The 26339-nt window shown below is 38.3% G+C and carries 19 protein-coding genes; 5 read left to right on the top strand and 14 right to left on the bottom strand.

Annotated features, from left to right (window positions below; genetic code table 11):
• The first annotated feature begins 419 nt into the window (after positions 1-419).
• On the top strand, positions 420-2405 hold the full coding sequence (locus ACFIKR_RS02575; protein ID WP_375658702.1) for a M23 family metallopeptidase: 1986 nt from the start codon (positions 420-422) through the stop codon (positions 2403-2405).
• 833 nt (positions 2406-3238) lie between these two features.
• Here ACFIKR_RS02575 and ACFIKR_RS02570 read toward each other — a convergent pair.
• The 3 genes from ACFIKR_RS02570 to ACFIKR_RS02560 all read right to left on the bottom strand — a co-directional run bounded on the left by ACFIKR_RS02570 (position 3239) and on the right by ACFIKR_RS02560 (position 5650).
• Positions 3239-4660, bottom strand: coding sequence for a sensor histidine kinase (locus tag ACFIKR_RS02570; RefSeq protein ID WP_375658701.1), 1422 nt, complete (start codon positions 4658-4660; stop codon positions 3239-3241).
• 224 nt (positions 4661-4884) lie between these two features.
• Positions 4885-5439, bottom strand: coding sequence for an RNA polymerase sigma factor (locus tag ACFIKR_RS02565; protein ID WP_015856820.1), 555 nt, complete (start codon positions 5437-5439; stop codon positions 4885-4887).
• Between the two features lie 7 nt (positions 5440-5446).
• Positions 5447-5650, bottom strand: coding sequence for a NepR family anti-sigma factor (locus ACFIKR_RS02560; RefSeq protein WP_015856821.1), 204 nt, complete (start codon positions 5648-5650; stop codon positions 5447-5449).
• A gap of 169 nt (positions 5651-5819) precedes the next feature.
• On the opposite strand from ACFIKR_RS02560, the gene ACFIKR_RS02555 reads away from it, so the two are divergent.
• The 4 genes from ACFIKR_RS02555 to ACFIKR_RS02540 all read left to right on the top strand — a co-directional run bounded on the left by ACFIKR_RS02555 (position 5820) and on the right by ACFIKR_RS02540 (position 9484).
• A complete protein-coding gene (locus tag ACFIKR_RS02555) occupies positions 5820-6614 on the top strand; it encodes a response regulator (RefSeq protein ID WP_375658700.1) in 795 nt (264 codons plus the stop codon).
• Positions 6615-6636: 22 nt separating this feature from the next.
• On the top strand, positions 6637-7650 hold the full coding sequence (locus ACFIKR_RS02550) for a sensor histidine kinase (RefSeq protein WP_375658699.1): 1014 nt from the start codon (positions 6637-6639) through the stop codon (positions 7648-7650).
• A gap of 973 nt (positions 7651-8623) precedes the next feature.
• Positions 8624-8989, top strand: a complete 366-nt coding sequence (locus ACFIKR_RS02545; protein WP_375635665.1) for a hypothetical protein — start codon at positions 8624-8626, stop codon at positions 8987-8989.
• A 45-nt stretch (positions 8990-9034) separates the two neighbouring features.
• The gene (locus tag ACFIKR_RS02540; protein ID WP_375658698.1) at positions 9035-9484 is read left to right on the top strand and encodes a hypothetical protein; all 450 of its coding nucleotides are present in this window, start codon (positions 9035-9037) and stop codon (positions 9482-9484) included.
• An 815-nt stretch (positions 9485-10299) separates the two neighbouring features.
• Here ACFIKR_RS02540 and ACFIKR_RS02535 read toward each other — a convergent pair.
• The 11 genes from ACFIKR_RS02535 to ACFIKR_RS02485 form a co-directional block, all read right to left on the bottom strand.
• On the bottom strand, positions 10300-11058 hold the full coding sequence (locus ACFIKR_RS02535; RefSeq protein ID WP_375658697.1) for a DUF4167 domain-containing protein: 759 nt from the start codon (positions 11056-11058) through the stop codon (positions 10300-10302).
• A gap of 1712 nt (positions 11059-12770) precedes the next feature.
• Complete coding sequence (locus tag ACFIKR_RS02530; protein ID WP_375658696.1) at positions 12771-13214, bottom strand: hypothetical protein; 444 nt, start codon at positions 13212-13214, stop codon at positions 12771-12773.
• Positions 13215-16839: 3625 nt separating this feature from the next.
• Positions 16840-17061 (bottom strand): hypothetical protein, encoded by a 222-nt coding sequence (locus ACFIKR_RS02525; protein ID WP_375658695.1) that lies wholly within the window; start codon positions 17059-17061, stop codon positions 16840-16842.
• A gap of 705 nt (positions 17062-17766) precedes the next feature.
• Positions 17767-17922, bottom strand: coding sequence for a hypothetical protein (locus ACFIKR_RS02520; RefSeq protein ID WP_375635645.1), 156 nt, complete (start codon positions 17920-17922; stop codon positions 17767-17769).
• 851 nt (positions 17923-18773) lie between these two features.
• The gene (locus tag ACFIKR_RS02515) at positions 18774-19781 is read right to left on the bottom strand and encodes a phage tail protein (RefSeq protein ID WP_375658694.1); all 1008 of its coding nucleotides are present in this window, start codon (positions 19779-19781) and stop codon (positions 18774-18776) included.
• Positions 19778-20917: a tail fiber domain-containing protein gene (locus ACFIKR_RS02510; RefSeq protein WP_375658693.1), complete on the bottom strand. Its 1140-nt coding sequence runs from the start codon at positions 20915-20917 to the stop codon at positions 19778-19780. Before ACFIKR_RS02510 ends, ACFIKR_RS02515 begins: the two co-directional genes overlap by 4 nt.
• The gene (locus tag ACFIKR_RS02505; protein WP_375658692.1) at positions 20914-21396 is read right to left on the bottom strand and encodes a hypothetical protein; all 483 of its coding nucleotides are present in this window, start codon (positions 21394-21396) and stop codon (positions 20914-20916) included. Before ACFIKR_RS02505 ends, ACFIKR_RS02510 begins: the two co-directional genes overlap by 4 nt.
• 211 nt (positions 21397-21607) lie before the next feature.
• Positions 21608-23071, bottom strand: coding sequence for a hypothetical protein (locus ACFIKR_RS02500; RefSeq protein ID WP_375658691.1), 1464 nt, complete (start codon positions 23069-23071; stop codon positions 21608-21610).
• 264 nt (positions 23072-23335) lie between these two features.
• On the bottom strand, positions 23336-24031 hold the full coding sequence (locus ACFIKR_RS02495; protein WP_375658690.1) for a hypothetical protein: 696 nt from the start codon (positions 24029-24031) through the stop codon (positions 23336-23338).
• 82 nt (positions 24032-24113) lie between these two features.
• On the bottom strand, positions 24114-25232 hold the full coding sequence (locus ACFIKR_RS02490) for a N4-gp56 family major capsid protein (protein ID WP_375635640.1): 1119 nt from the start codon (positions 25230-25232) through the stop codon (positions 24114-24116).
• Positions 25233-25473: 241 nt separating this feature from the next.
• Complete coding sequence (locus tag ACFIKR_RS02485; RefSeq protein WP_375658689.1) at positions 25474-26247, bottom strand: hypothetical protein; 774 nt, start codon at positions 26245-26247, stop codon at positions 25474-25476.
• Between the last annotated feature and the right edge of the window lie 92 nt (positions 26248-26339).

The following is a 26339-nucleotide window of genomic DNA, read 5'->3' as shown; positions in this document are numbered from 1 at the left end:
AGCAGAAACCGCTCTCGTTACCCGCTGTATATAGTACTCTTTCAAATAAAGAGTCAATATCATTTTTTACTTTTTTTTAAAATAAAATAACATAAACAACTGGTTGTATTTCAATACATTACACTAAAATAAAAATAAAACATGAAAACAGAAAGAGTTAAAGGGAGCATGGCGCCTTTAAAGTAAAATATAGCACCCTATTGCAATGCATAAAAATAGGAAGTGCCTAGGAATGGATTAATCACAATAACGCTTGTTTTATGTTACTTTAATTCTGCACAGGTACGATTCATAAAGACATTAATGTATAAAGAGAATTCGTATGATCTGTAATTTGTAAAAAGAATCAAATTCTTGTAGAAACATGCTAAGCTATGCTAGCTTTCTTTATTTAATATTGAAAAGTACTCTTAAAATCTATGTGGGATAACGAACAACAAAAAAACGATCCCGGACAGGACCCTGCTCTTGTCGTCAAACGCTTGCGTCCTGCGCGCCGACAAGTCTCTGTCCGTTGGCTTACGGGAACCGTTCTGACAGGAATCACTTCCTGCATTCTTATGGGTATTGCACTTTTTACGGCTCTTGATGAACAACAACGATTGGTAACCCCTCCACAATGGTTTACAAAAGAAAACCTCTCCCATACACAAGATCCTGAGGCCAATGGGTATAAAGGTGATCGTATTTTTCCCACCCATGCACGGCAAAGCTTTGACAGCAAACGTCAATTTGAACTATCGATTCTGCAAAAAAAAGGCGATGAACAAGTTATTCAAACACAACATTTTGAATGGATTCGTATGGCTTTAGCCGAAAAGCGCCCCCAGAAATATAGCTATCCCAAATTTGATTCTTTAAGCATTCTTGCCAGTGATTCGAAAAATCAAAGCGCCAAACCACAAGATTCTGGACAGATTTATGGAGCAAAGGTTGAAACAAAAATCACCTTACGCAGCTATGATTTTAAGGTAAATCAATTCGATTTTGACAACAACGATACGCTGACAGATGAAGAGGCACAACAAGAAGTGCAAAAAGCTGGATTCACTTTAGAAAAAAGTACCGAACTTCTTTCAGTTCTCACATTGATTGATCCTTTAAAATTAGAAGATGCATCCACTGATTCCCAAGGCACAGAATCCCCTGAAGTTCGCATTGTTCAAGAAAATGTAACCGTTTCTCCTCAAAGTCACCGTATCGATCTGACAAAAAACTATGTTGAAGATATTATTCCTATTCGTAAAAAACAAAAGATAGCCGATGCTTTCAAAAAAACCAGTTATACAAAAAAGCAAATTGAACAGGTTGTAAAAACGCTAGAAAGAATGAGCCTTTCCGATACCCTTAAAGAGGGAAGTCTTTTACGCATTGGTATTGTGACACAAGCTGGTGAAGAAGACCATCTCGTACGCGCAAGTATCTATCAAGGAATGTATCATGTTCTCACCATTGCGCTGAATGATAAAGGCCAATTCATTGAAAGCACAGAGCCTAAAATGTCTAAAGCTCTTAAAACGGCTTTTCAAAATGGTATTCCGCATTCTTATATCAATAGCGCGCAATTACCAACAGCTTATGATGCACTCTATAATGCCTTGCTAAGCCATAATATATCACAATCTCTCTCTCATCGTCTTATTCGTCTGCTTGCCACCAATATTGACATGAAAAGTCCGATAACCCCCAATGATCAAATCGAAATATTTTATGCCGTACCACAAAGCGATAAAGAAAACCAAAACGGCAAAAAGAACTTGAAAGCAAAGGAAGCATCCAAAAACACTGATCCAGAAATTCGTTATATTAGCGCAACTTTTGGAAATACAACTTATAAATATTACCGTTATCAATTAAAAGATGGAAGCGTTGATTATTATGATTCTGAAGGGAGGAGTTCAAAGCCTTTCTTGCTGCGCAAACCCACACCAAATGGGATTTTTGGCTCCCCCTTTGGTCCACGCAAACATCCTATTTTAGGCTATGTTCGCATGCATACGGGAGTTGATTGGGTTGCTCCTAAAGGATCACCCATTATTGCTGTAGGGGATGGTGTTGTCACAAGAGTAGGCGTAACAGGCGGCTATGGAAATCACACGGAAATTCAACATGCTAATGGATACGTCAGCAGTTATTCACACCAAAGCCGTTATGCACCAGATATCAAACCAGGCGTGAAAGTACGACAAGGACAAATCATTGGGTATGTTGGAACAACAGGAATGGCAACCGGTCCCCATTGTCATTTTGAAATCATTGTCAATGGCGTCAAAGTTGATCCCATGCGCATCCGTATACCGGATAGCAAAGCCTTAACCAATCAAGACCTACAAACATTCCTACAAGAAAAAAACAATATTGATTCTTTGATAAACAGCCCGTTAACACCCTCCGAAGAGACTTAAAGCATGAAAGAATCTGCATTTTTACGACTCAAAACATCTAAAAAATATGCTTTAGCACTTATTTTTCTCAAAGAGATTTCCGCACTTTAAATATCTGTAAAGAATACGCCAAAATATGCCACCACCCAAAGTCGCATAACAATGATTAAAAATAAAACGCCCTCCCATTCGCAGGTTTACGCACAATAGAAAAGTGCAAAATATGAAACCCAAAAAGGCTAACTCTTCTTGTTTGTTTTATCAAAACGATAAAAATCGCTTTGTTGTCCATGCGATAAAATCTTAATCAAAGGTAAGTTTTTCTAAAGGATGAAGATTCTAAAACCCATATCATTCTATAAACAACCCGACTTCTTGTTGAATGCTTATGCTGTTCATAGCCTTAAAGGACAGTGTTTCATGAACTTTATGAGCAAAGTATCCTTAAGAATATTCGTTACACACTTTTACAAAAACACCACATATTTAAAGTTTTACATGCCTTACAAAAAATAACAAAACTTGAAAAAACAATCTCTTCGCAAAGAAATAGAGCTTACTAATATAAGTATTATTGGCTTAAAGGAGCTCTTATTCAAAATAAATTTAAATTTTAACTTAAGCACTTCAAAGCTATAAAACATACAAAAAAGAAGAATTTTAAAAGCCGATAACCGGAGTCAACAAAGCGAAAAACAAAGAGACCAAAAGATGAAGAAGCAAAGTTTCTTCTCTTGAAGACAATTGACAATCTGATATGAATGGTGCTGTGTTCACGTTATCTAAGTCATATTTTATTCTCATTTTTATTAAAACGAACAAGCAGAGAGCAAAGAGTTTATCTCTTTAAAAAATCAGTCAGAGCTTTTTTTTGAACTATTCATGCTGAGTTTTGGCAAAGGAATGACAATCTTTGTGCCTCCTAAAGCAGAAGTTTCAAACAGAGGTTTCTCACCAAATTGCATACAGAGTTGTTCCACGACCACACGACCAAGCCCTGTTTTTTGTTCTAAAGTTTGGCTTTTCATTCCCACGCCATCATCTTCTACAATGAGCATCAACTGCCCATCTTTCTGGGGACCAAAAGAGATATAAATATGACCCGTACGTTGATCAGGAAAGGCATGTTTAAAGGAATTTGTTAGCAATTCACCAAGGATAATTCCAAGTGTTGTCGCATCTCTTGAAGACAGGCGACAATCTTTAAAGTTGGTGTGAATGGTGATGTTTTCACGCAATTCAAAAGGGACTGCCAATTCGACATCATGCACAACAGAACTGAGAAACTCTGCCAAAAAAGTCGTTTCCATATCATCACTTAAGCGCAAACGACGATGTGCGGTAGAAATTGTCTGAATACGATCACGTGCAGCTCCTAGAACAGAACGGACCTCTTCATTTTTGCTCCGGTTTAACTGGAGCCCCAGCAAAGAAGATACTGTCCCCAGAGAATTGCCAATGCGATGGCTTGCATCCTGCAACAATATTTCAACCCGTTGGCGTTCTTTTTCAGCGTGATTGCGTGCTCTTTCTAATTCTTGTGTTCGTTCTTTTACGCGGGCTTCCAGAGCGATATTTTCGCTATGAAGCAGCAATTGATACAATTTTAAAGAGCGCACATCACGATGAAAACGATTAATAACAAAATAGGCAGAAATAAAAGTACTCACAACGGAAACAATAGCTGCCAATGTCAAAGCAGCCCGCATCAATGCGATACCCTCACGCTGTTTTTGTCGCACCACATCATCCCCATTAATAAAGCTTGTCATCAATTGAGCTAAACGTGCCACAGGAATCTTTGATACTTCAAAAGAGGCCGTATGAGAAGGTTGTTCAGGAATTCCATCAAGAGCATGCATATGGGCACTCATAAATGCTTTTCGTGCTTCAACCTCTTTTTTAAAAGCCGTAAACCATTCATACCATTGTGGATGCGCATAAACGATAAGTGCGGTATAATCGAGAATATCTCCCAACTCCCGCTCTGCATTTTCAAAACGTATTTTATCTTCCGCCTTGCGCGTTTTTGCATAGCTGCGATCAGCAACAGCCATATCAATCAAGCTAATAAGGACCAAATCAGCCTGTTCGCGTAATTCTGAACTTGTATTCAACTGTGCGACTTCTCGATCAACGGCATTTGAAAGCAACATAATAAAAACCGATGCCAAAAGAGCCATAACAAGAGAAACAACAATCGCTACCCACCGCCAGCGTGATATCGTTGCATCAGAAGAAGGCATTTGAAGCATCAAATTTGTTTTTGTTGTCATAGAATGTCCATTGGCGAACTTGAAAGTCGTCATTTTTCAGTACAAAGGAAGGCAACCTTATGGAACATAAAACCTAAAGCCCGTGAGAAAGTTTATACAGGCTTTTCTTGTGTTCCTAAGGATACACGCCACACACTCTGAATTCCCTCAGATACTGACTTTACTGTAATAGCTATAACGGGAATAAAAAAAACAAGGCTATCGATCATAATTATTATGCTTTTTTAGCCGTTAAATGAACACAATGTGCTTCCAGCTGAATAAGAATCAGGACCATAATCAGACTCTCCATCCACCTTGAGAAGTTCTTGTAATCGATTACGCGCTCTGCTCACACGGCTTTTAATGGTTCCAACAGCACACCCACAAATAGCTGCGGCATCTTCATAAGAAAACCCCGATGCGCCAATGAGAATAATGGCTTCTCTTTGATCGGCAGAAAGCAAATTTAAGGCTTTTTTGAAATCTTGCAAATCAAGCGATCCATATTGAGCAGGATGAACAGCAACATTTTGAGTAAACACGCCATCGGTATCTTGAACTTCTCTTCCCTTTTTACGCATTTGACTATAAAATTCATTGCGCAAAATGGTAAAAAGCCAAGCCTTAAGATTGGTTCCCATCTCAAAACTGTCTTGCTTAGCCCACGCCTTCATAACAGTATCTTGGACCAAATCTTCGGCTTTATCCTGCTTGCCACTTAAAGAAACAGCAAAAGCTCGTAAAGCCGGTAACACCAAAAGGAGTTCTTGTTTAAAGTTTTTCGCGCACTTTGACATAAAGGATTCAAACCTTTTCCACATTGTTTAAGCCAAATTGCTCTGCGCGCTCCAACTTCTCTAAAAGCTCGAGCAAACACCGTGGCAGTGCTTCTTCTTGAATTTCCATGTAAAATTGACGTAACTTCCGTGCTATTTCGCTATTGACCCCGAGAAGATCATCTCCAACTGTAAATTGTGTGGTGAGATTTTTTTCATCACGGTCGTTCATTTTTCATCCCCCTAATCCATATAATATCAGTAGCACCGCGAAGAATTTTTTCGCCTTATGGTTGTAAATATAGCTGTCGGTAAAAAGTTCCATACAAATCAAGGAACTTTTTTATCTGCTGAGAATTTCAACCAACAAAATGCTTGAAAGGTCAAAGGAGTTATAAATTATGTCATTATCAACGCGCATTGCCCCGCATCTTCCCTATCTTCGGCGTTTTGCCCGCTCTGTCACCGGTAGCCAATCCTCTGGCGATGCTTATGTGTCAGCGATGTTGGAAGCACTCATTGCCGATATCTCCATTTTTCCCAAAGCATCCAGTGACCGAATTGGTACTTATTGGCTTTTTTGCCATCTTTTTGACCAAACCACACCGAACATCCCTGAGCCCCTGCCCCAATTTGGTCTTGAACAAAAAACCAGTGCCAAATTATCCTATCTCACGCCTCGTGCACGCCAAGCATTTTTGCTCATTGCCGTTGAAGGATTTCATGAACAAGAAGCCAGCGAAATCATGAATCTGGATACAAAAGAATTCCGTAAGCTTCTCAACCAAGCATCCATTGATATTTCTCAACAAATTGCCACTGAAGTAATGATTATTGAAGATGAACCTCTTATTGCGCTTGATATTGAGCAAATGGTAGAAAGCCTAGGTCATCGTGTTGTAGGAATAGCGCGCACGCGTGATGAAGCTGTCATCATGTATCATAAGAAAAAACCACGGTTGATTTTAGCTGATATTCAATTAGCCGATAACAGTTCAGGTATTGACGCGGTCAACGAGATTTTGAAAAATGACCGTATACCGGTGATTTTCATCACGGCTTTTCCCGAAAGGCTACTGACCGGCGAGCGTCCAGAACCAACTTTTTTAGTGACCAAACCTTTTAACCCTGATATGGTGAAAGCGCTTATTTCCCAAGCTTTATTTTTTCAAGAGAATGCTTCTAAAGCGGCTTAGAACAGAGTAACATCTTAAAATTATGATCGTTACGCCTCTTTCAAAGCCTCCCATAGATAGATCTCATATGAGTGCGCTCATGCAAGCGATTCGTGGTGCTGATATTTGTGTTCTCTATCAGGCAACAAATCTGGTTTATTTATGGGCTGAAAACTTGCCACACCATTTGCACAATAAATGGCGGGTTGGGTGTCGTGACAGCGACTTTTTTTCGCTTGACCTTGCAGACAATATGGAAACCATCAAACTGCAAGTTTTAGCGAGTGGCAAAATGCAAACTGTTGAAGCACGTTTTGAAGATACAAAAAAACAAGAGATTTGGTACAAATTTTCTATTGATTGCCACCGCAATGATAACGGAGACATTATCGGTATTATCACCACCGGTGTTAATATTTCCGGCTTACGCCGCCGTGAACAAGTGCTTAAAATCCTTCTTCGCGAGGTCAGTCATCGTTCTAAAAATCTTCTAGCGATCATTCAAAGTATTGCCAGCCAAACCGCCCGCTATACTGAATCTCTTCAGGTTTTCTTACGAAAATTTCAAGGTCGTCTTCATTCTCTTTCTCATTCTCAAGATCTGATCACTGATTCCGATTGGCGTGGCGCTCAATTTCGCGAATTGGTCCAAACGCAGGCTTTAGGCTATTTTATGAAAGAAACAGGACGTTTTTCACTTGAAGGCGTAGATCCTTATCTTTTTCCCAATGCCGCTTTGCATATTGGTTTGGCTTTTCATGAACTGATTGTAAATTCTCTTTCTTTTGGGGCCCTTTCCCAAGAAAAGGGTAGCATCTGTGTACGCTGTGAAATCGAAACAAAACTGAATGGCAAAACGCAACTTATCATCACTTGGCGTGAAAATTTTGAATCCGGCATCCCTCCCACAAACAATAAAAAAGCCTGTTTTGGTAGTGCCGTTCTCGAAAAAATCGTTCCCATTTCCGTAAATGGTTCCGCTTCCCTCAAATTGACAAAAGAAGGAATTCTCTATTGCCTCTCTGTTCCTGATACTTATTTTGATATTTTTTCTTAAAAGAGCATTTCAAATAACAAACAAGAGGAGTTTCCCCTTTTTTAGCAAAATTTCTCATCTATTTTATTAAGCACAAAGATATTTTCCAGCCTCTTTAAACCAACCACTATGCCCCCCAATAGTTCCCCAAAACCTTAACGATGAAAACTTAAGCCATATAAAATCCATTTCCGCTGTCAATCAACTTTCATCCCTTATAGAACCGCATATTTTAAGAGAGAAACCAAAACAATGAAGAGTAAACCGTTTCAGCTTTTATATGCCAAATAAAAGCGAACCTATTACCTATCTCTTTTTGTGTAACTTTCGCAATGCGCATACAATTCCATTTTGGCAGAATATGAAATTTCAAGGAGTAAAGCTAACATCCATCATCACTCTTCAGCTTTACGGGACTAAAGCATCCACGACAATAACAATTAACTGATGAAATTACACATTTTATGCTTTTATTTATCGCATTCTTTAATTGAGATATCCTCTTCAGGTACAATAGGACATCCTAAAACAGAATACACTTGTGTTTTTCATTCATGCACTTTTTTAATATTTCCCAGCGCATCCACGCTTATTTCAAAACAGTGTCTGTAAATAAAATATAATAGCCCCCGTAAAGTGAACCATCAAGCACGCCCCTTTTTACCCCACATCCTTCTTTACCTTCATGCCCATTTTCACTTCATAAAAATAGTAGCTGAGCATTATCATACCCTTTGTCCCTCATGTTACAACAGCCATTGACCTTTGAGAGCGTTCATAAGAGGCATTTTAGTCTTTTTTCAAATATTTCTCACCAACACAAAGCCCACACACAGCCTTTTATGACGTGCAAACCAATGACTTTTATTAATTCACTATAGACCGACATCTCAAAGGGGGAACTAAAAAACTGTAAAAACGTTTAACGGTGAAGAAGCCCCTAGACTGACAAATTGGAGTCCATGCTGTCAACCTCTCATTTGGAAAATAATTGATGAATCCCCTTGTTTTTATCCTCTTATTAGTTTCATGTACAGATGATTTCAATAGTTGCTATTCGAACAATACAATGGTTAAAATCTATCCAACGGCTCAAGCATGTGAACAATCCATGATACCATCCACAAAAAATTTTGCATTTTCTGGACAACAAATTTTTGCCCAATGTATAGACGTACATGCAGATTTACATCAACAAGAAGTAAAATTGATCTGGTCTGTAACAAACCGTGGAAATTTCCTGCTTAAAAGCCAAAACGAAAATAACAAGATATCTACAGTCCAGAAAGAAGGCATTTTACCAACATCGCTTCCTCTTTTGCATTCTTCTTCCACAAACCTCTTGCACAAAAAACTTTAAAAGCATAAACCCATCAGATCTCAAAAAAAATAATCAATGAAAGACATGATGGATAATAAGCGCATGCAACCTTCAAAAGACCATCACACAGAGCAAAATTCTCTGCCTCAAGATCTCCCTTTAGATCCTGCTGTAGAACGAGTGAGAAAAAAACTTATGGGTTTAATGATTATTTCCGTTTTAATAACGCTTTTCCTTATTCTAACCGTACTGTTTTTAATTGTTTATAAAGTGATCGCAACCGGATCAGCGCCAAAACAAACAGAGTTATCTTCCTCTCCCAGCAAAACCCCACACATTATCAATCATACGCTCTCTTTACCGGAAAAAACACAGATTTTGTCGCAAGGCCTCTCAGAACACAATATTGTACTGAAAGTTTTAACCCCTGATGGACAAACAAAATTTATGATTTACAATTATCACACCGGTGCACTAATCGCCGTTCTTTCTGTTGAAACAACAAAAGAAATATCGGAAACAATGCCTCATTAAGCAACTAACATCACCACAAGCCCTTACACAGCATCCCTGAAGATTTAAACATTTTCCTCTGCTTCAAGATACGACCACTCTGGCAATGGTGCGTTTTTCTCTGTATCTCCTCACTTAAATCTCGGAAAAGAAGAAACCTTTCTGTCAACGCATTCCCATGCTTAAGGAAACTGACATCGCTTGGGAAAAGCTAATAAACGTGCAAGAAATGCATCTTCTTGAATGCAAAAAATCAACATATTAATTTAATAGTGATTATTTATTTTGCATGTCGAACGAGAACCTCAAATACTGTAGGATTCTCCCCTTTCAAATCTGTTCATGAGGAACTGAATCAAAATCATTCCCCACATATCGCAGCAAGGAAATGGATGAATAAAAATAGCTCTTATGAATGATCCGGTATCAAAAGAAGAACTGTTGCAACATTGAAAATTAAAGCAATAACGCTCAGCTTACATCTTTTATTAAGCAAGGATAGCCGATAAATTTCACATGATAGGATTAGTGAGCACCATCGCAAAGTGGGCATAAATACATTGAACGATAGTAAATATAAGTGTCAATAAATAAAACAACGACATTGTGTTCTTCATACAAGAACTGCCTCTTAAAATACACGGATGCGTTTTTCTCTGTATCCCCTCACTTAAATCCCAGCAAAGAGGCAATCTTGTCTGTTGACACCCTTCGTTAAGTTCCTGACACTGACCGTGAAAATTCAAAGAAAGCGCAAGAAGCTTCTTAAGCATATATAATTTACCATCATGATACCAATAACATCATCACAAGCGCTTACACAGCATTCTGAAGGTTTAAACATTTTCCTCTGCTTCAAGATTAACCACTCGGCGACGGCGCGTTTTTCTCTGTATTCCCTCACCTAATCCAGGCAACGAAGAAGCCTCTTTTGTTGCTGTTGATGCATCTCCATTGCTCGTGCTTTCTGCTGTTGTAAGTGAAAGCTCAAGAGATGATTCATCTTGTTGGGTCCGTACAGTACGTCGACGGGGAGAACGGCGTGTTTTTTTGACAGGTTCAACATTTTTCTCAGAGCGACAGTGCTCTTGATCCGTTTTTTCATCGGATAGAGCCTCTAAAGCATTTTCACGCGCATCCCCATTTTGCGTTTTAGCATATTGGCCATTGCCATTTTTTTGCGTCGGCATCTGTAATACATCTGTATCACCCTCGACAGCATCCTTTTTTTCACCGTCAAGATTTATTTCACCGCATTCTTGCTCGTTGTTTTCATCACGATTTTCATCACCACGATTTTCATCACGTCGAACCGATTGAGACATTTGTCCAGCTGCTGCTAAAATAATACGCAAATAGTGCTCGGCATGTTGTAAATAATTCTCCGACATAACACGATCACCTGCACCTTGTGCATCACGCGCAAGGCTTATGTATTTATCGGCAATTTGCTGAGCATTCCCGCGAATTTTAACATCCGGACCGCTGCTTTCATAATTGCGAGACAACGGATTAGGACCGCGACGATTATTATTGTTATTACCATTATTGTTATTATTGCGACCGCGTACCCGTCTATTTTGTTGTGGCCTCATCTTTATCCCTTTTTGGAGTGTTTGTCTTATGTATGTCTTAATTGACTCTTCCTCATTGCATTACCTTTTGATAATGCTGATCATTTTTAACATATGGTTATCAAGCTATCCGCGTTTATTTTACTCAAACGAACCCTACTGATATTGATAAAAGCATATATTTTCTTGAAAATCACAAAACAGCAGGGAAATCGTAAATCAAAAATTCCCTCTTTCTCTGTCAAACAGCAGAAACCTAATGATGTTCACGTAAAATTCCAAGTGTTTTTTTTAAAATAAACCATATTTCACTAAAAAAATAATTATCTTGTGGACAACAAAAAGGAAAACACACATACACAACATACCTGACAAAGAAAAAATTCCTGCCAGAGAATATTAGAAGCTTCCCTTTTTTGCTCTAAAACCACCGCTCCTAAAAACGCCGATATCCTCTACCCCCTCGTGCATTTAACTCACAAGCACTTCCATCCCAACGAGTCACTGCGCGAACCTCTTTATTTTATGAATATAGCCTCTCTTCATCGCTAAAGCAACCCCTTGCGAGCGATAATCCACGATCGCTTCACAAAACCTCTTGATCTTTACAGATAGATTAATACGAAATATTATTCAAGCCCTATAAACACCAGGAGATTAATCCTCTTTCCTAAATTAAGCCCGATACTATCAATTTCTATTTTAACCCATGTTTAACCCATGGAATTTTTAAGTTAATCACAGTTTTTATTTATAACAAATTGAGCTTAAAAACAAAATATTTAAATACAAAAAAATATCAAATTATGAAAAAAACGACCAATATTTCACGTTTTTTTAAAAATCAACTTCTTCTCAAAAAAAATGCCCCTCTCAAAGCCTATCAATAAGAATGGCATAACGCATTTCCTTTCTTATCTTTCCTGATAAAGTCTTTTCTGATAAAGAAAACTGGAATTATAAAACAAGCACATTTGTAAACCTAGCACAGCGCTTTACGCATGAAGCAGCCTTGAATGTTTATAAAAGGTATGTTTCTTTTTTAGTCATTTTTATCATGTCTATTGACTTACGCCCTCAAAGAACGAAGGTTCTCAAGTCACACTGCTCTGTCAACAATCAAAATTCTTGTAAAATTCGTACACTTAATTGATTTATAACAATAATTCATATCTTTTGTGTTGAGTAAGAAAACTTAATACCGTAGGATTTTTCATCCTCAATCTGTTTGCTGTTGAATCAATCTCTTTTTCTTGCATATTACACGTGGGAAAGCCTGCGTAGAGTAAAAACGATAAAAAAAGGCTAAAAGTGCCTCTTATGAACCGTCTCTAAGGCTCAAGAACTGTCAGCAGACACCATTGGGCGCTAGCAAAGTGTGAGACGGTACCGGCTTACTCTTTTTTAAAGTGTAAAGATGAATATGCTTTATAAATTTTATACACTTCATGGGGGCTTTACCATTATACCATTCACCAGAACCATTACGAAATGGGTTTCCAACGCCTGTTATTTCCCTTAAAAAAGCTCAACAAATTCTCCTGAAACTCCACCACGCCCCCTTAAACATTTCAAGGGGGAATCCATGCCTTATGTCGCCACACCTTAAATAAGAAGTGTGATATAACAAGATCAATAAATAAAATTGCTATCGGTCTCGAGGCAGATCGTAATTTAAGAGGTTTTTATCTTCTCATCAAAATTCGCATCCTTTTAACTTTCCGAATAAAAACTTAAAAGTAATTGCGTCTTTTGCCTTTTTTGTTTTCTTTTTCATTGAGAAAACAATCGCGTAAGAGAAAATAATTTCCATCCCCAGGTCGTACCAACGTCAAACATTGTTTTTTTGCAGTATCAGAAAGCTGATCCCACATTTCACGAATAGCAAAATAAGCCTCACTTTCCAAATTAAGACAATGCTGATAAACCTCTTTTTTCATATCGGGCATAACGGAAGCAGAAATTTCCTTGCAATATACACGCAGATCAAAAACAGGAATAACCAATTCAACGGGTGCTTGTTGTGTTATTTTTTTATGAGAAGAAAAATAACTGACCACCTTTGCAACAACAAAACACAAAATCACTATACAAAAAAGTATTATGCAAACAAAAGCAATCTTGCGATATAATCTTTTGAAATAAGCCTTTTGCCTTGCACGGATTCTTTTTTCCATAAAGATTGCACCCTTTAACATCCCAAGAGAAGCTTTTACAGCAAAAAATGATAGAAGCATCTGTGTACACAATACAGGTTATAGCAGCAAACGATCAAGACTCTTATGTCAAAAGACTCTCTTTTTTTATCGTATAATTTTTATCCTATAAAATTTTTGTGAAACACTTTTCTCATGCCCTTTATGAAAAAATAGAGATTATGATTTTCTTTCACCACCTTAAAAGACGAAGATTCTTCATCCATGTGGCTCTATAAACAATTCGTCTTCTTTAAGACACATCACTTTGATTTATAAAGAGTATTTATTGTTTTGCATATTGAATGAAAGACCCGAATACCATAGGATACTCTTATCCTAAATTTGTTTTCCGTTGAAACGATCAAACCATGTCGCTTGCAAATTACAAGCGGAGTTGGCATGTGGATTAAAAACTGTACAAAAAAGACATATACCTCTTATAAAGCGTCTCACGAACCAAAGCTGTCATAACATTGGGAGCTGGAAAAGTGTATGAGAATACCAACCTGCACTTTTATGAAGCATAAAGATGAGGGAGATACCTTATAAGTTTTATCCATTTCATAGGGGCTTTACCCCTATACCATTGACGAGTGTTCTTGTGAAAGGGACTTGGGAGTAGGACATCTCTTTAAAACAAGTCCGTAAATATGCAATAAATATATATTCGGAGACAAATAATATTTGGGGCATTCTTTTTTTATGTAAGAGGCATAATCCCAAAAAGACACGCGATACACAAAGGCATAAGGCATTATCTTTATTATTTAAATAATATTGCTATAGATAGTTTTGAAAATTATAAAGCAAAAAGATGATAGCACGACGAGTGATTGATATGCCTTTATATTTTTCTCAATAAGGCTGTCTCCCTATTTCAGCAATCACTCAAATACAGCCCCCATCTGTCATACATAAAGTCTAGCTTACAAAAGCTGGAGTCGCTCAGAGAGTTTTGCCCTTCTGAATCCGTAGGATTCTCATTCTTCTTTCTCTCAAACATGCTGCAGCGTTGAGATTTGATGTTGACTGATAAGCAACAGAAAAAGCTCTGCACTCTCTTAAGAAAACAATGCCTTAAGGTTACACACATAATGGATTAGAAAGATGTCCTAGCTTTTTATCAAACATGCTGTAAAACAACGAGCGCAACATATTGGCTTTTTGCTTATCCCAAAATGTTCATCCTAATTTCTTGCCTCCAATTCCCTTGCCTCCTATGCATAAAGATCAAGTTGAAGGAAATATATGAACAACCCTGAACTCGAAAACATGAAAGGACGACGTGACAGAGTTTCGCGTTCCTTTGTCATGCAAAAGCATTAGACATTCTGAAACAAGCACACTTGCTATCTCGTAATGATTTCTTTTTTCTGCTACCGGTCAAATCCCTTTATTTAGAGAATTAGCTATCACAAGTTATGCAACAAATAGCGCTATATGCAACAAACAAAGCCTGATTTATATCCGCATGGAATCCGTTCCAGTTTACATGATTGGCTCACAAAATCCACTTGACTTTCCCCTTCTTCTTTCCCCCTCATGGGATCTCTATCACCATAGAACAAAAAGTGATATTTTATGACGCTTTATGGACAAAATCCCCACTGCCCGAAGAGTTCATCACATGATGAAAAAACACCCCTCATATTTACCACACACAAACACTTCAATATATAAAATCTTACATGCCTTCTATCACCGCACTCTCAAAAGGCAATCACTACAACAAGATAAGAAATTATTGATGCAAAACTCCAAACAAAGAAAAGAATGGACTTTCTAATCGAGATCAACAAACACTGTAAAAGACACATTTGCATTTTTGATCATGCGAGCATGTATGATAATAGACCTTCAAGTGCGCCACCATTTTACGCTTCACCCCATATCACTCTCCATCAGACAGTAACAAACATTCTTTAACTATTCAACGCCCCCCATTATAATCAACGCAAAGAAACTAAAACAGATACCTGCATTTTTAGTTTGAATCTTCCTTATTGGGATAAAACACTCAAGAATTTAGAGATTTCACTGCAAAACGAAATCACAAAATACAATGATGCGAATAATGAAAAAAATATCCAAAGCCACCTCAATAATAGATATATAGCACCCCTGTTATTAAACAGAAAAAAGCCGCACCTTTAAATGGCGCGGCTTATGAATAGAGATATAATTAAATAAAATACAAAAGAAATCAATAATAAATACTTATACACAAATCGTATAATATTGCAAGCTTTTTAATTATATTTATAAAATTTATCCAAAAAGAGTATAAATAATGACGCCTTCGTATTAATGGAAGTCATTTGCAACAACGCACTTTCTAAAATCAAAACGTATCAAATAAATCAAAATACTTTGTAGCTTTATTTCAATATCATCCATGAAAAACACACATGCTTTAAGTACATAATTATAATAAAACCCATTCTTTTACGCTTGTAAAAGCTGGTTTTTCTTAACTTGCATCCACCACTTCAAAAGACGAGATTTCACCCAATCTGATCTATTAATAGCTCGGATTATAGCGGGGTCCATTTAGCTTTCCCACATATGATTTACTTAAACTTAAAGCTCAACAAATAAGCCCTGCCTTAAATATTTGGCACACCTTTAAAAACACTTTTTGTGTTATTTGGGCTCTTACAAAGAGGCTTGCCTTATATCATCACACCTGAAAGGACAGTCTTTACAGCGTAAGACAAATAAACAACCGCTTGTGCAATCTTGTTTGATAAGAAAACAAGTGAAATTTTAGCCTTCAAGCCTGCTCAAACAGTACAACATTGCTCTTCTTTATAAGAAAAGATATAATGATACGCATTTTTTTCTTATAGGAATTTTTCTGCTTTTATTCTTGTGACAATTAAAACTTTCTTTTTATGGGATTTTTGACAAATTAAAATTGCGATAAACTGCTTTTTTCTCTTTTAAAAAAGCGTAGAAACAGCAAATTATTTATAAATTTAAAATCATTGAATGCTCTATCCAAAAGCTTTTTAAAATTATTGCAAGATTTTTTATCGTCTACAAACTTCTTTTGCCATGCGTTTCTGTTTGGGCACGGCTCCTTTCTCCGTAGGCTTTAAAAAACTTGCCCTTAGATTTCAATATGCGCCTTAATCTCCCAATACCCCATGATTAACTTTCCTGCAACAACGCTTCTCTTTTTAAAACTACACTCCCTATCAATTTTTTACCTTTTTTAACATCTCAAACAGAGTGCAATTCCACACCCCACCGAAGATATAAATAAGGTGCATCTGATCTATAGTTTCAACCCATACCTATTGTTATAATCAGTTTGTTATGACCACTCTTTTCTATTTTTCCTTTTTAAACAAAGAAGAAATCCCTCTAGACTGCTCAACACCCATGTATTGACTAACATTACTGTACTGTGTATTTCTAGCGGCTCATGTGCTGTAAGTTCTGAAACAAAAGAGCTGTCGTCTATTTTTGACCTTTCGTTTATTGAAGGAAAAAATATGTCTCCAACGGACAATGATTCTATTTTAATGTCTGATCCGCTCACAATACTGCTTGATGTCGTTAATCCACCACTCACAACACTATTAATACTGTCTTGATTCTATTTTTTCGTATTTTTTTTCTGTTCGACATTGATAAGATCTAGAGCATTTAATTTTTTTTCTAAAGCGTCCATGCGCTTTGAAATTTTTGTAATATCTTCAGATGCTGTCTTCAACAATGCGTTTAAAGGAGCATGTCCCATTCTTCCGCTAGCATAAAGAACCACACGAATACATTCAGGATCATCAATATCAGCAATAGAAAATGGAAAAAGTGCCATTATATCCCCCTTTTTGATAAGCTAAACGCGTATTAAGCATTTGAATATCTTTTTCCGTTGTACGGCTCTTGCATTCTTCAAGACAACCTCAGACAACCTCAGACAACCTCAGACAACCTCAGACAACCTCAGACAACCTCAGACAACCTCAGACAACCTCAGACAACCTCAGACAACCTCAGACAACCTCAGACAACCTCAGACAACCTCAGACAACCTCAGACAACCTCAGACAACCTCAGACAACCTCAGACAACCTCAGACAACCTCAGACAACCTCAGACAACCTCAGACAACCTCAGACAACCTCAGACAACCTCAGACAACCTCAGACAACCTCAGACAACCTCAGACAACCTCAGACAACCTCAGACAACCTCAGACAACCTCAGACAACCTCAGACAACCTCAGACAACCTCAGACAACTATGTGAAAGGCTTTTGAAAAAATTTCCTCATCAAAAATTTTTACAAGGTATTTTTTAGATTATAGTCTGTTTTCCACCTAAAGTGATAATTTTATCACCTGAAACCAAAGAAAAATGCATGTCACCTTGCTGCTTTGTTGGCTTTCCCCAAAATGACAAAGCCACGCTCACCGGGCTTCAAACAATGCCAATCGATAAACAATAGTCTGTAAACAATCTGACTTCTTATCTAATGGATTTGACTGAGCTTCCCCTTCAAATGCAGCCTTGTCTAGAGTTATTCTACAAAAAACGCTGCTTTAAGAATACGCACAGACGAAAAACATCCCAATGCATAAAGTTTTAACCGCATCTCAAACAATGGTATTTTACGACACAACGGGATAAACCATTGTTTTACAGATTTTCTCGTATCACTCTCATTCTGTTTCAAGAAGTTTCCTAACAAGTAAAAAATGCCATCTAAGAGAGTTCAATTACTCACCATGTGTTAAACGCATCGCCAATCTGCTCTAGCCAATAAAATGCCCATTTTAAAAGAATGAACGCTTTTTGCATACACGCTCTACCCAAAAGAAGGAGAGCACCATTTTGCCTTTTCTCTCTTTAAATAAACATATCCATTGATCTCTTCCCGCCACCTAAAAAGACGAAGATTTTAGCCCCACATCGGTTTGAAACAATCCAACTACTCTGAAGGGATTCCGTCTGCTGCTTACCTTATATAATTCACTTGCATAAGGCTTAACGAAGCACCCCATCCCCTGAATAGATGTCTCTTCAATACTTAAATGGATCAAGTATTGTATGTCTTATTTTCCTTATATCACCATATCACCATATCACCATATCACCAGCTTCAATAATAGTGTTTTACGGTATAACAAGATAAAATTTTATCCATGGGCTTTTTGTCATCGCCCACCAGCGCTTTAAACCCAGCACCTTAAACAATGTATCACGATACCACAAGAGGGAGCCTTTTGGATAAAATCTTTATTCCTCAGAAAAAACTCTATGAATAAAGGAAGATTTTTTGTTCTCTTTTACCCCTACCTTCAATAATTACTGTCTTGATCCTCTAAAGAACAATAGGCAAACTTACCTTTAGACATCCAACAAAGGCAGCACAAAAAATAAAATAATAAAGAGAGTTCAGTTTTTTTCTAAAGCACCTCAAAACTTTCTGCACAATATATTCTATAAGACTTTATATTCTATAAGACTTTTTCTCATAATAGATATTTTGCTCATTTTTATCTTTCTCTCTCAAAGCTTTCATTCTCAGGCTTTGACAGCATAAACCACCGCCATATTGACGGGGCGTGTTTCATCTCCCCCTGTTTTTTGCAACAAGACCTTATGTTCATGCTCTCCTGCAGGAGCTGTCAACAAATTTTTATAGGAAACTACTAGAGCCATATCTTTTTTATAACTACCGTTATTTAGCTCCTGAACTATGTTGTTAATCATTGCCAAACTATGCTGGTGTTTACCTGTCGAATCTGTTTTTCCTTCATGAGTATGAGATTTAAAAGACTCTTCTTGTCGACTTCCCAAGCGACGTCCTTTATCAATTGCTTTTCCACTATCGAGCCCCCGTAAAAACATTCCACGCAAATCGGGAACATTGAATGTTGTTTGCCCATTTCCTTTTCCCCACGTTTCCCCCAAAACAGCAAAGAGATTGGCATAGTTCTTTCGCGAATATTCTTTACCATCACAGAGTAACCATCCAGAGGGTATTTTTTCTGTAGCAAAAGTCCCAATAAATCCAGAAGAAAAAGTTTCAGGCAAAGGAGGAAAGGGCGGAATTTCAGGAAGTTTTATAGTAGGATTGGTTAAAAACCATCCATCAGCATTTTTTCCGGCAATATCACACGTATAGACGATTTCATAAAGCCCCCCCTTTTGAATTTCCCCCCCTTTTAAAGGCATAATACCCTCTGGCGTTGCCATATAAGTTGGTCTTGGCGGCAATTGATTTAAAGAAACATTTGTTATTCCTCTGTTGACGCCTTGTGCTTTAAAGCGCACAACAATGCCATCCATATAAGTCTCAAAAAAAGACTTTGTCGCCAAACGAAGTGATGTCCTCTCGTTTTCCACATCGACAGTAAACTGTGTTTCAATCCCGCCCCCATTATCCAACAAATATTCTTTGATGCGTTGCATCATAGCGCGGGCACTATCATTGACTGTGCTTGGCGGTTGCCCTTCTGCCCAGTTTATACTCTCATCGACATAAGCATTTTCTGATGCGATAATTGACCAATCATAAATCGAACTCATAGAAGATACTCTTTTTTCAAAAAGGGAAAACGAGCAAAAAATGAAGAAAAGAAAGCCGCAATTTTATTTTTAGATGCCGGTATTTTGTCCATTTTCATTTTCTCCATTTTCAGTCCTATTTTTTCATAATCAACATGCAATAACTTTGTTTTTGCATTGACATAAACAGCTTCAGGCTTCACACGCAATACGTCTTGCGCCATAACGCCCTGATAACGTTGTGGATTTCCTTTATAATTAAAGGTATAAAGTGGATATCCCTTTTTCTGCCCCACAGGGATAATATTTTCTTTTGCTCTCACATCACAAAGCCCTAAAATTCCTCCTACCAATCCAAGTACTTGCTGCGCATCACGCAATGGATCTTTTGTCACAGAAGGCATTGTCGTGGATTTTCCTGAAGTCGTTCCGTAATTTCCAGCAGCCTGTGTTCCTATCTGTAACAAGTTTTGCAATCGGTTCCAATCTTGATTATCTTTTTCTGACCATTTTTGGCGTTCAGCATCTAAGATATTTTGACGATTTACATCTTGAATCATGCCCCCTTTCAAAGCATTGCTTTGCACATTACTCTGTCCTTGATAATAGCTATTTGCCGCATTAACCTGATCATTCTGAGAGCGATCAATCATCTGGTTTGCATTCATCATATTGTTAATATCTTGATTATATTGCTGTGCTGCAGCATTTGTTGCTAAAGCGCCTAGTTCATCGGCCAGCACACCGGTGTGAGCCCCAGAGCCATAACGTCCTGCCCCAGACATCGATTGATTAATTGCATCGGAAGTTTTATTCAGGGCATTTTGCAATGCAGTATTAAATTTACTATTGCTTCCAATCCAGCTTCCCTTAGCCATACCGGAAAGATTTGTAGCGCTGTTGGTTGGTGCATTCAACCATTGCGTTACCGTTGGATTGTTATAGAGCCCTGCTGCTTGTTGTAAACCGGTCAGAGCATTTTTTGTCATATCGCTAAGACCAGCGACTCTGTCTCCCTGATAAACGTTGCCGCCAATTCCTTTATTATAAAGTCCTAGTGCATCAGCACTGGCTTGTTTAAAAATATCAGCCGCCCAAGCAGGTGGAGCATTTGTTTGTGTTGTTGTCTGCACTTGAGGTGTGGTTTTTCTACTCATGGCTTGAGAACCTTTCTATATTGAATAAGATTACGAGAATATCCGTGATGAGCGAGCCTTTTCGCCCATCCAGTTCTTCCAAACATGTGCATTTCTTCAGCATTAATTGTTCGCGCCCATTTTTCGACTTCATCAATCAATTTGACCAATTTCAGCCCTCCCTCTCCAGCAAGATCTGAGAGAACGACGCATTTTTTCCCTGTATGGGTTATTTCAACCTTGGTTATTGCAAAAGCACTAAATTGGATTTTATTTTTTAAGACCAGCCACAATTGTACTTGTCCTGTAGCGATTTCTTCAGCAATTTTTTCCAGACAAACATCATCAGGAAAGCGCTGAGCATATTTTTTCAATGCAGCATTGAGTGCCTCTTGATAGGGAGCTATTTTTTCCCATGGCCATTGCTCTGTCAAATGAGCAGAATACAAATCTTGACTCTCTTGCATCATAACTTTGGCTCTTTTAGCTTTATCACTCATCTCCCCTTAAATAACATCCCCCTACGCATTTCTCACGTTCCATGCTTACCGCACAAAAAAAGAAAAGAAGCCCCATCATCCCTTTGTCATAACAAATAGGAAACTTTCTTCTTTATAAAAATAAGCCATTGTGCAGACTATTTTTCCTTTATCGCAGAAAAGCATGAAGCATAACGCACCACCTTGTTCCTTTGTTTATAAAGGCTTTGGCCTATCGCATGCCGGCTCGCGTCAATTCCACATCAAATCCAGTGACATGAGTCCAATTCACCCCTTCAGGAATGCGCAATTTAAAGCGATAAAACCGTGCCCTTGCGCGACAATGAATTTGTCCAGTATTATAAGAAGGCTGTTTTTCTGGCAACCAAACAGTTTCCTCTTCAAGAGATTGTCGAAAGCGCATTCCCACAGACAAATAAAACTTTCCACTATTGACTTGAGGCATAATATTTTTCACCCGTGTTATCATGCCATTTGTCTGCCCCATTTCTTGTGATGTCACGACACAAGCCATAGCCCCCCCAGAAAACGAACCCAGTCTCCCCTGTTGATCAAATGCCCCCAGAATAGGCGATTCATTTTTCCAAGCTTTACTATCGAGAGAAAAGGACAAATCATCAATATTCTTAGTCACAAAATCAAGACCTTCTAGGGTTGTTCCTGCTAAGAAAATAGGCAATATCATTTTGATATCCACGAGAGCTTTTGTCCATTTTTGCAATCCCCAATCATAAATGAGCAAGATACGTTTATGAAGGTTCTCATCAGAATCAACCATCCAATAAACACGATTATACACCCCATCGATAGCCGCAGACATGGTATACAGATTATCCTGCCTTGATTTTGCGGTCATCGTTCGATCGACTTTTTCGAACCCAATAGGGATAATCTGTCCCTCATTTGTTATTTGATAAAAACCGCCCTCATCGGCAAAGAATGCTAAATCGCCTCTACAAACAATCGATTCAGCATTTTTTGCACCTCGTTTATCGTGAATTTTTTGGAAACTAAAGATAATCTTAGAGCCAGGGATAAAAGAACCAGCATAGATTGCAGAACGCATAAAGATAATTGGATTTGTTGTCTCGGTTGCCCCTTGGACGAATCCGCCATCAGGAAAATCTTGATAATCGCAACTTTTTTTCCCCACGGTCCAAAACTCAGCATCATTTAATCCAGACCAATGAACCCGCCTTGGATGCTCGGTTAATTTCATCAAACAAACGAAATCTCCCCAGATTCGAACAATCCCTGCTTGTGGTGGATTTCCCCCCAAATTTCTAAATGTTTTATCATGATTAATATCAATCACTTGTGGTTTATCATTGGCATTCACAGCAATGATAAAATCACCAAATAAAGCAAAAGACCACGGAGCATCAACATTAGCAAGATAAGATTTTCCTTTTTGGCTAATATCCTTCCACTTCATTGTTGTATTATCAAGCAAGAATATTTTTTCTCTTGTCCCAACAATAATAGAAACCCCATTTTTTGTTTTAACCGCAAGAGCACCTAAAATTGGCTCAGGACAAGGCTCTGATAAAGGTTCAAAACTTGGCATAGGAATATAGGAGCCATCAGCCGGTAGCACATTAACAAGTTCATCGGTAAAAATTCCATTGATATCCGCCACATCGGGTCGATAATCAGCGATTGGGAAAAAAGCCATCAAGACCCCCATAAAATCTTTGAAGAGCCTAGTGCCATTCAAAACACCAAGGCTTATTGATAAAAAACCACAAAAGCCCTTAAAACTCTAAAGGCATAAAATTCAACAAAATACACAACCTTAAGTTGATTAACACGTCGAAAAAAAAAGATACCATAAATAATGGCATACCCAGCGCCATCCACCAGCCCTTCACCATCAATCCCCAGCGCTTATCCAACCATAAGGGACAAACCAGCCATCAACGATTTGGAACAAAGCCTTTTAAAAACTCATTGGGCGAATCTTTGAGGAACCTTTTCGGCGCGATGTTTCAATGCGCAAAGCTTGAAGCTGTTCTTGAAAATCTCTGAAAGAAACGGCGGCATATTCAGGGTCTTTAAGAATATTTTTATAAAGTTCATATTTTGCCCGTGCTTTAATAAGATCAAAAGCATAAATCAACCAAGGATTATCGTTTTCTTTCAGCTGTTCATCGGCAAAATGAACAGGAGCATAAGAAAGCTGCATAGTTTCCACATGTTCTGGTGTTGGAAAGAGTCCTATTTTTTGATCAAGGCACGTATAAAAGAATGGCGTTCCTAGCGCAGGATGCATACCATATTGTTGATGCAACACTTCCAAGGGCTTAAAGAACAACTTTGTTGGTGTTGCATTCTTTGTTGCTAAAAAGACGCCTTCCAAGCTCTTTTCTGATTCAATAAAAACTCTCTCTTCTTGCCCATACCATGTTTTACCACTTTGTGTTTTAAAGGTCCTTTCTCTTTTTTCATTAAAGAAAAAGGGTTCGCATTCACACACACGCAAAGCCGTAAAAATTGAATCTTGAATTTGCAGGGAATATTCCGCTGTTGTATCGTCAATTTCATCTTGAATAAGCGCGACCATATAAGCAAAAGTTTTAGAATGGTCTGAATGTGTAAGGTTTAGATTTTTGGGATCAGTGTATAAAGTGGTCATAAGCCTGTCCTTTTTCTGGAAGCATTTTAAATTTTTCCCCCAACAGATCCCTCTTGTTGGGGGAAGTTAGCAAACATTCGCTTTAAGCAGGTGCTCCATAAGTTGGGATGACAATAGTGCCAAAATCCTGAGCCCCTTGCGTACTTCCTGGCAAGGTAAAGCAAGTTTTTTTCATACCCATAATGGTTTTTGCCGCGACCCCGAATTCTCTTTCATAGTCGAAGAGTTCTTCCACCAATTTATAGCGTGTCGCCCCTCGATCTTTACCAAAAGCAATCACAGCACTCTGTGCACCAAGGAGAACAGCACGACGCACATTTGGTACAGCTTTATTTGCCGTCCCAGATTCGACTCCTTCGGTAATATGTTCAGCTTCGCGCAAAACCACACCATTATACATGCCCAAAGATCCATCATAGAGCGGATTTTTGATACGACTTCCACTATAGATTGCCTTGGTAATGTCGAGCCATTGCCCCGCATCTGTATTGGTTCGCAATTGCGTCACTTGGGTTGGATGTAGATAAAGCACATAGACATTTTCCCCATCGATCCGCACGGGTCTAATTTTGGGATTTGCCAATTTAGCCCTTTCGACAGCTTTATCAATGAGCTTAAGATCAAAAACATCGTTTGATTTTAAATCTTCATCTTTTGTTTTTCCATTAGGGCGCACGATGCGTTTATCGGTTGGTGCCGTTGGCGCATTAAACCCATAATGGACAGGTTTAAGAGTAATCGTACGTCCCTCAAAGTTAATAGCTTTTGCAGTATATCCACACACTTGAATGAAGAACATCATACTCAGACGATCTGCATACCAATCAACCAAACCATTTTTTGCCTCGGTACGCAAATCATGGAGAATTCGTTGTTGATCAATCGTTCCCTCATTTTTGACACGCACAGCATGAACGAGTTCATTAATTGCCAAGCGATCATTGAGAAACTGTAAGGCTTCTTCATTGCCTTCCAATGTCTGCCCTTCACTCACCCCATCGCCTAGCAACTGCACACGCAAATTAAAGCTAATGGCATCCCCACTTGCTTTCGTGGTTTCATCCTTTAATTGCACGATACTATTTGAATCATTTCCAATCAACGGTGCAATCGGAATTGCTTTTGAGACTTCTTGGTTTAGTAATTTAGACCATGTGCGCACTGCCATTGGGTCATTAAGTCCGATATAAGTTACAGTCATTTTATCCTCTAAAAGTTTTATTGACATAAAAAACCCGGCAAAGCGCCGGTTGTTAAAACACCACATTTCATTTCAAATGGTGAATTGGTTATTCGTGAGTTTTATCTAATTTCTGTTAGCGTCTGCCTCCCCCTTATAAGAGCTCTCCTCACCACATCCGTGCTTTGAGAAATCCCCCGCATTCCCCCGCGCTAAAAACCTCTCCACGTTCCCGCAAAAAACACTCCCCGCATTTTTATTTTTAAAATTCTCTTCCCCCCATTAAACGATTAAAAGCAGCTTTATTTTTAGGATCAGAAACCCAAGCGCTAAACTCTGCTTCTGACATTTTATCAAGCATCTCCAAAGAAATCGGCCCATTTGGCGTCAAGCCGTTATAAGCAGCAAGTGTACGTGCAGAATTGTGTCTTTCCTGTAAATTTTCATCCATGTTATTGGGAACATTTGTGTAGCCAATTTTTTGTGCAATAGAGTAAATCACTTCAGCCGGATTTTGATTTTTTTGCGCACAATCGCGCAAGATCTGCTTCAACTCATCGCCAATCAACGCATCAATATTTTTGGGATCTGCCATCTCAGGATAGAGCGAAGCGCAAGCTGCCAACTGTTTAGCCCGCGTTTCATAAATAAAATCAGCTGCTTGATCAAAATCATGATGCTTTTGTTTAACACTTGCAACAGACTGCTGAAAAAACGCTTGCAACTGTTCTGCTTCGCGAGCCAGAGAAGGTTGTTGTTTTTCATTAACAAGTCCTTGTTTTTGGAGTGTTTTTCCCAACCATTGCATATAGCCTATAAAGTCTTTTTGCGGATCTGGCGGAGCATCTTCTCCCCCTTGAACCTCTTTTCCAGCCTTTTGCGAAGAATACTGTTTTTGATGCGTTTGCCCTTGAAAATTATCTTCAAGAGTTTTTTCTTCTCTTCCAATTTCACCGTCTTCCCCCTCTTGTGTTGAGAGCAGATAATCCTGTTTCAATTGGTTTTGTTCTGCCGGCGTTAAGTGTTCTTGATCCATGACATTAGCCTTCTCTTTTTTTAACAATAAAATTAAATTTTTCAGATAAAACAGCCTGAGAGCATTTATCCCCTTAATGCTTACCCATCATT

Source organism: Bartonella sp. MR30HLJHH (assembly GCF_042194195.1).
Lineage (GTDB): Bacteria > Pseudomonadota > Alphaproteobacteria > Rhizobiales > Rhizobiaceae > Bartonella > Bartonella grahamii.
This window is presented reverse-complemented; position numbering and strand designations above follow the sequence as displayed.

What these genes read in the sequence shown, in the direction of transcription:
- ACFIKR_RS02575 (WP_375658702.1), top strand. Translation starts at nt 420, where the DNA reads ATGTGGGATAACGAACAACAAAAAAACGATCCCGGACAGGACCCTGCT.
- ACFIKR_RS02570 (WP_375658701.1), bottom strand. Translation starts at nt 4,660, where the DNA reads ATGACAACAAAAACAAATTTGATGCTTCAAATGCCTTCTTCTGATGCA.
- ACFIKR_RS02565 (WP_015856820.1), bottom strand. Translation starts at nt 5,439, where the DNA reads ATGTCAAAGTGCGCGAAAAACTTTAAACAAGAACTCCTTTTGGTGTTA.
- ACFIKR_RS02560 (WP_015856821.1), bottom strand. Translation starts at nt 5,650, where the DNA reads ATGAACGACCGTGATGAAAAAAATCTCACCACACAATTTACAGTTGGA.
- ACFIKR_RS02555 (WP_375658700.1), top strand. Translation starts at nt 5,820, where the DNA reads ATGTCATTATCAACGCGCATTGCCCCGCATCTTCCCTATCTTCGGCGT.
- ACFIKR_RS02550 (WP_375658699.1), top strand. Translation starts at nt 6,637, where the DNA reads ATGATCGTTACGCCTCTTTCAAAGCCTCCCATAGATAGATCTCATATG.
- ACFIKR_RS02545 (WP_375635665.1), top strand. Translation starts at nt 8,624, where the DNA reads ATGAATCCCCTTGTTTTTATCCTCTTATTAGTTTCATGTACAGATGAT.
- ACFIKR_RS02540 (WP_375658698.1), top strand. Translation starts at nt 9,035, where the DNA reads ATGATGGATAATAAGCGCATGCAACCTTCAAAAGACCATCACACAGAG.
- ACFIKR_RS02535 (WP_375658697.1), bottom strand. Translation starts at nt 11,058, where the DNA reads ATGAGGCCACAACAAAATAGACGGGTACGCGGTCGCAATAATAACAAT.
- ACFIKR_RS02530 (WP_375658696.1), bottom strand. Translation starts at nt 13,214, where the DNA reads ATGGAAAAAAGAATCCGTGCAAGGCAAAAGGCTTATTTCAAAAGATTA.
- ACFIKR_RS02525 (WP_375658695.1), bottom strand. Translation starts at nt 17,061, where the DNA reads ATGGCACTTTTTCCATTTTCTATTGCTGATATTGATGATCCTGAATGT.
- ACFIKR_RS02515 (WP_375658694.1), bottom strand. Translation starts at nt 19,781, where the DNA reads ATGAGTTCGATTTATGATTGGTCAATTATCGCATCAGAAAATGCTTAT.
- ACFIKR_RS02510 (WP_375658693.1), bottom strand. Translation starts at nt 20,917, where the DNA reads ATGAGTAGAAAAACCACACCTCAAGTGCAGACAACAACACAAACAAAT.
- ACFIKR_RS02505 (WP_375658692.1), bottom strand. Translation starts at nt 21,396, where the DNA reads ATGAGTGATAAAGCTAAAAGAGCCAAAGTTATGATGCAAGAGAGTCAA.
- ACFIKR_RS02500 (WP_375658691.1), bottom strand. Translation starts at nt 23,071, where the DNA reads ATGGCTTTTTTCCCAATCGCTGATTATCGACCCGATGTGGCGGATATC.
- ACFIKR_RS02495 (WP_375658690.1), bottom strand. Translation starts at nt 24,031, where the DNA reads ATGACCACTTTATACACTGATCCCAAAAATCTAAACCTTACACATTCA.
- ACFIKR_RS02490 (WP_375635640.1), bottom strand. Translation starts at nt 25,232, where the DNA reads ATGACTGTAACTTATATCGGACTTAATGACCCAATGGCAGTGCGCACA.
- ACFIKR_RS02485 (WP_375658689.1), bottom strand. Translation starts at nt 26,247, where the DNA reads ATGGATCAAGAACACTTAACGCCGGCAGAACAAAACCAATTGAAACAG.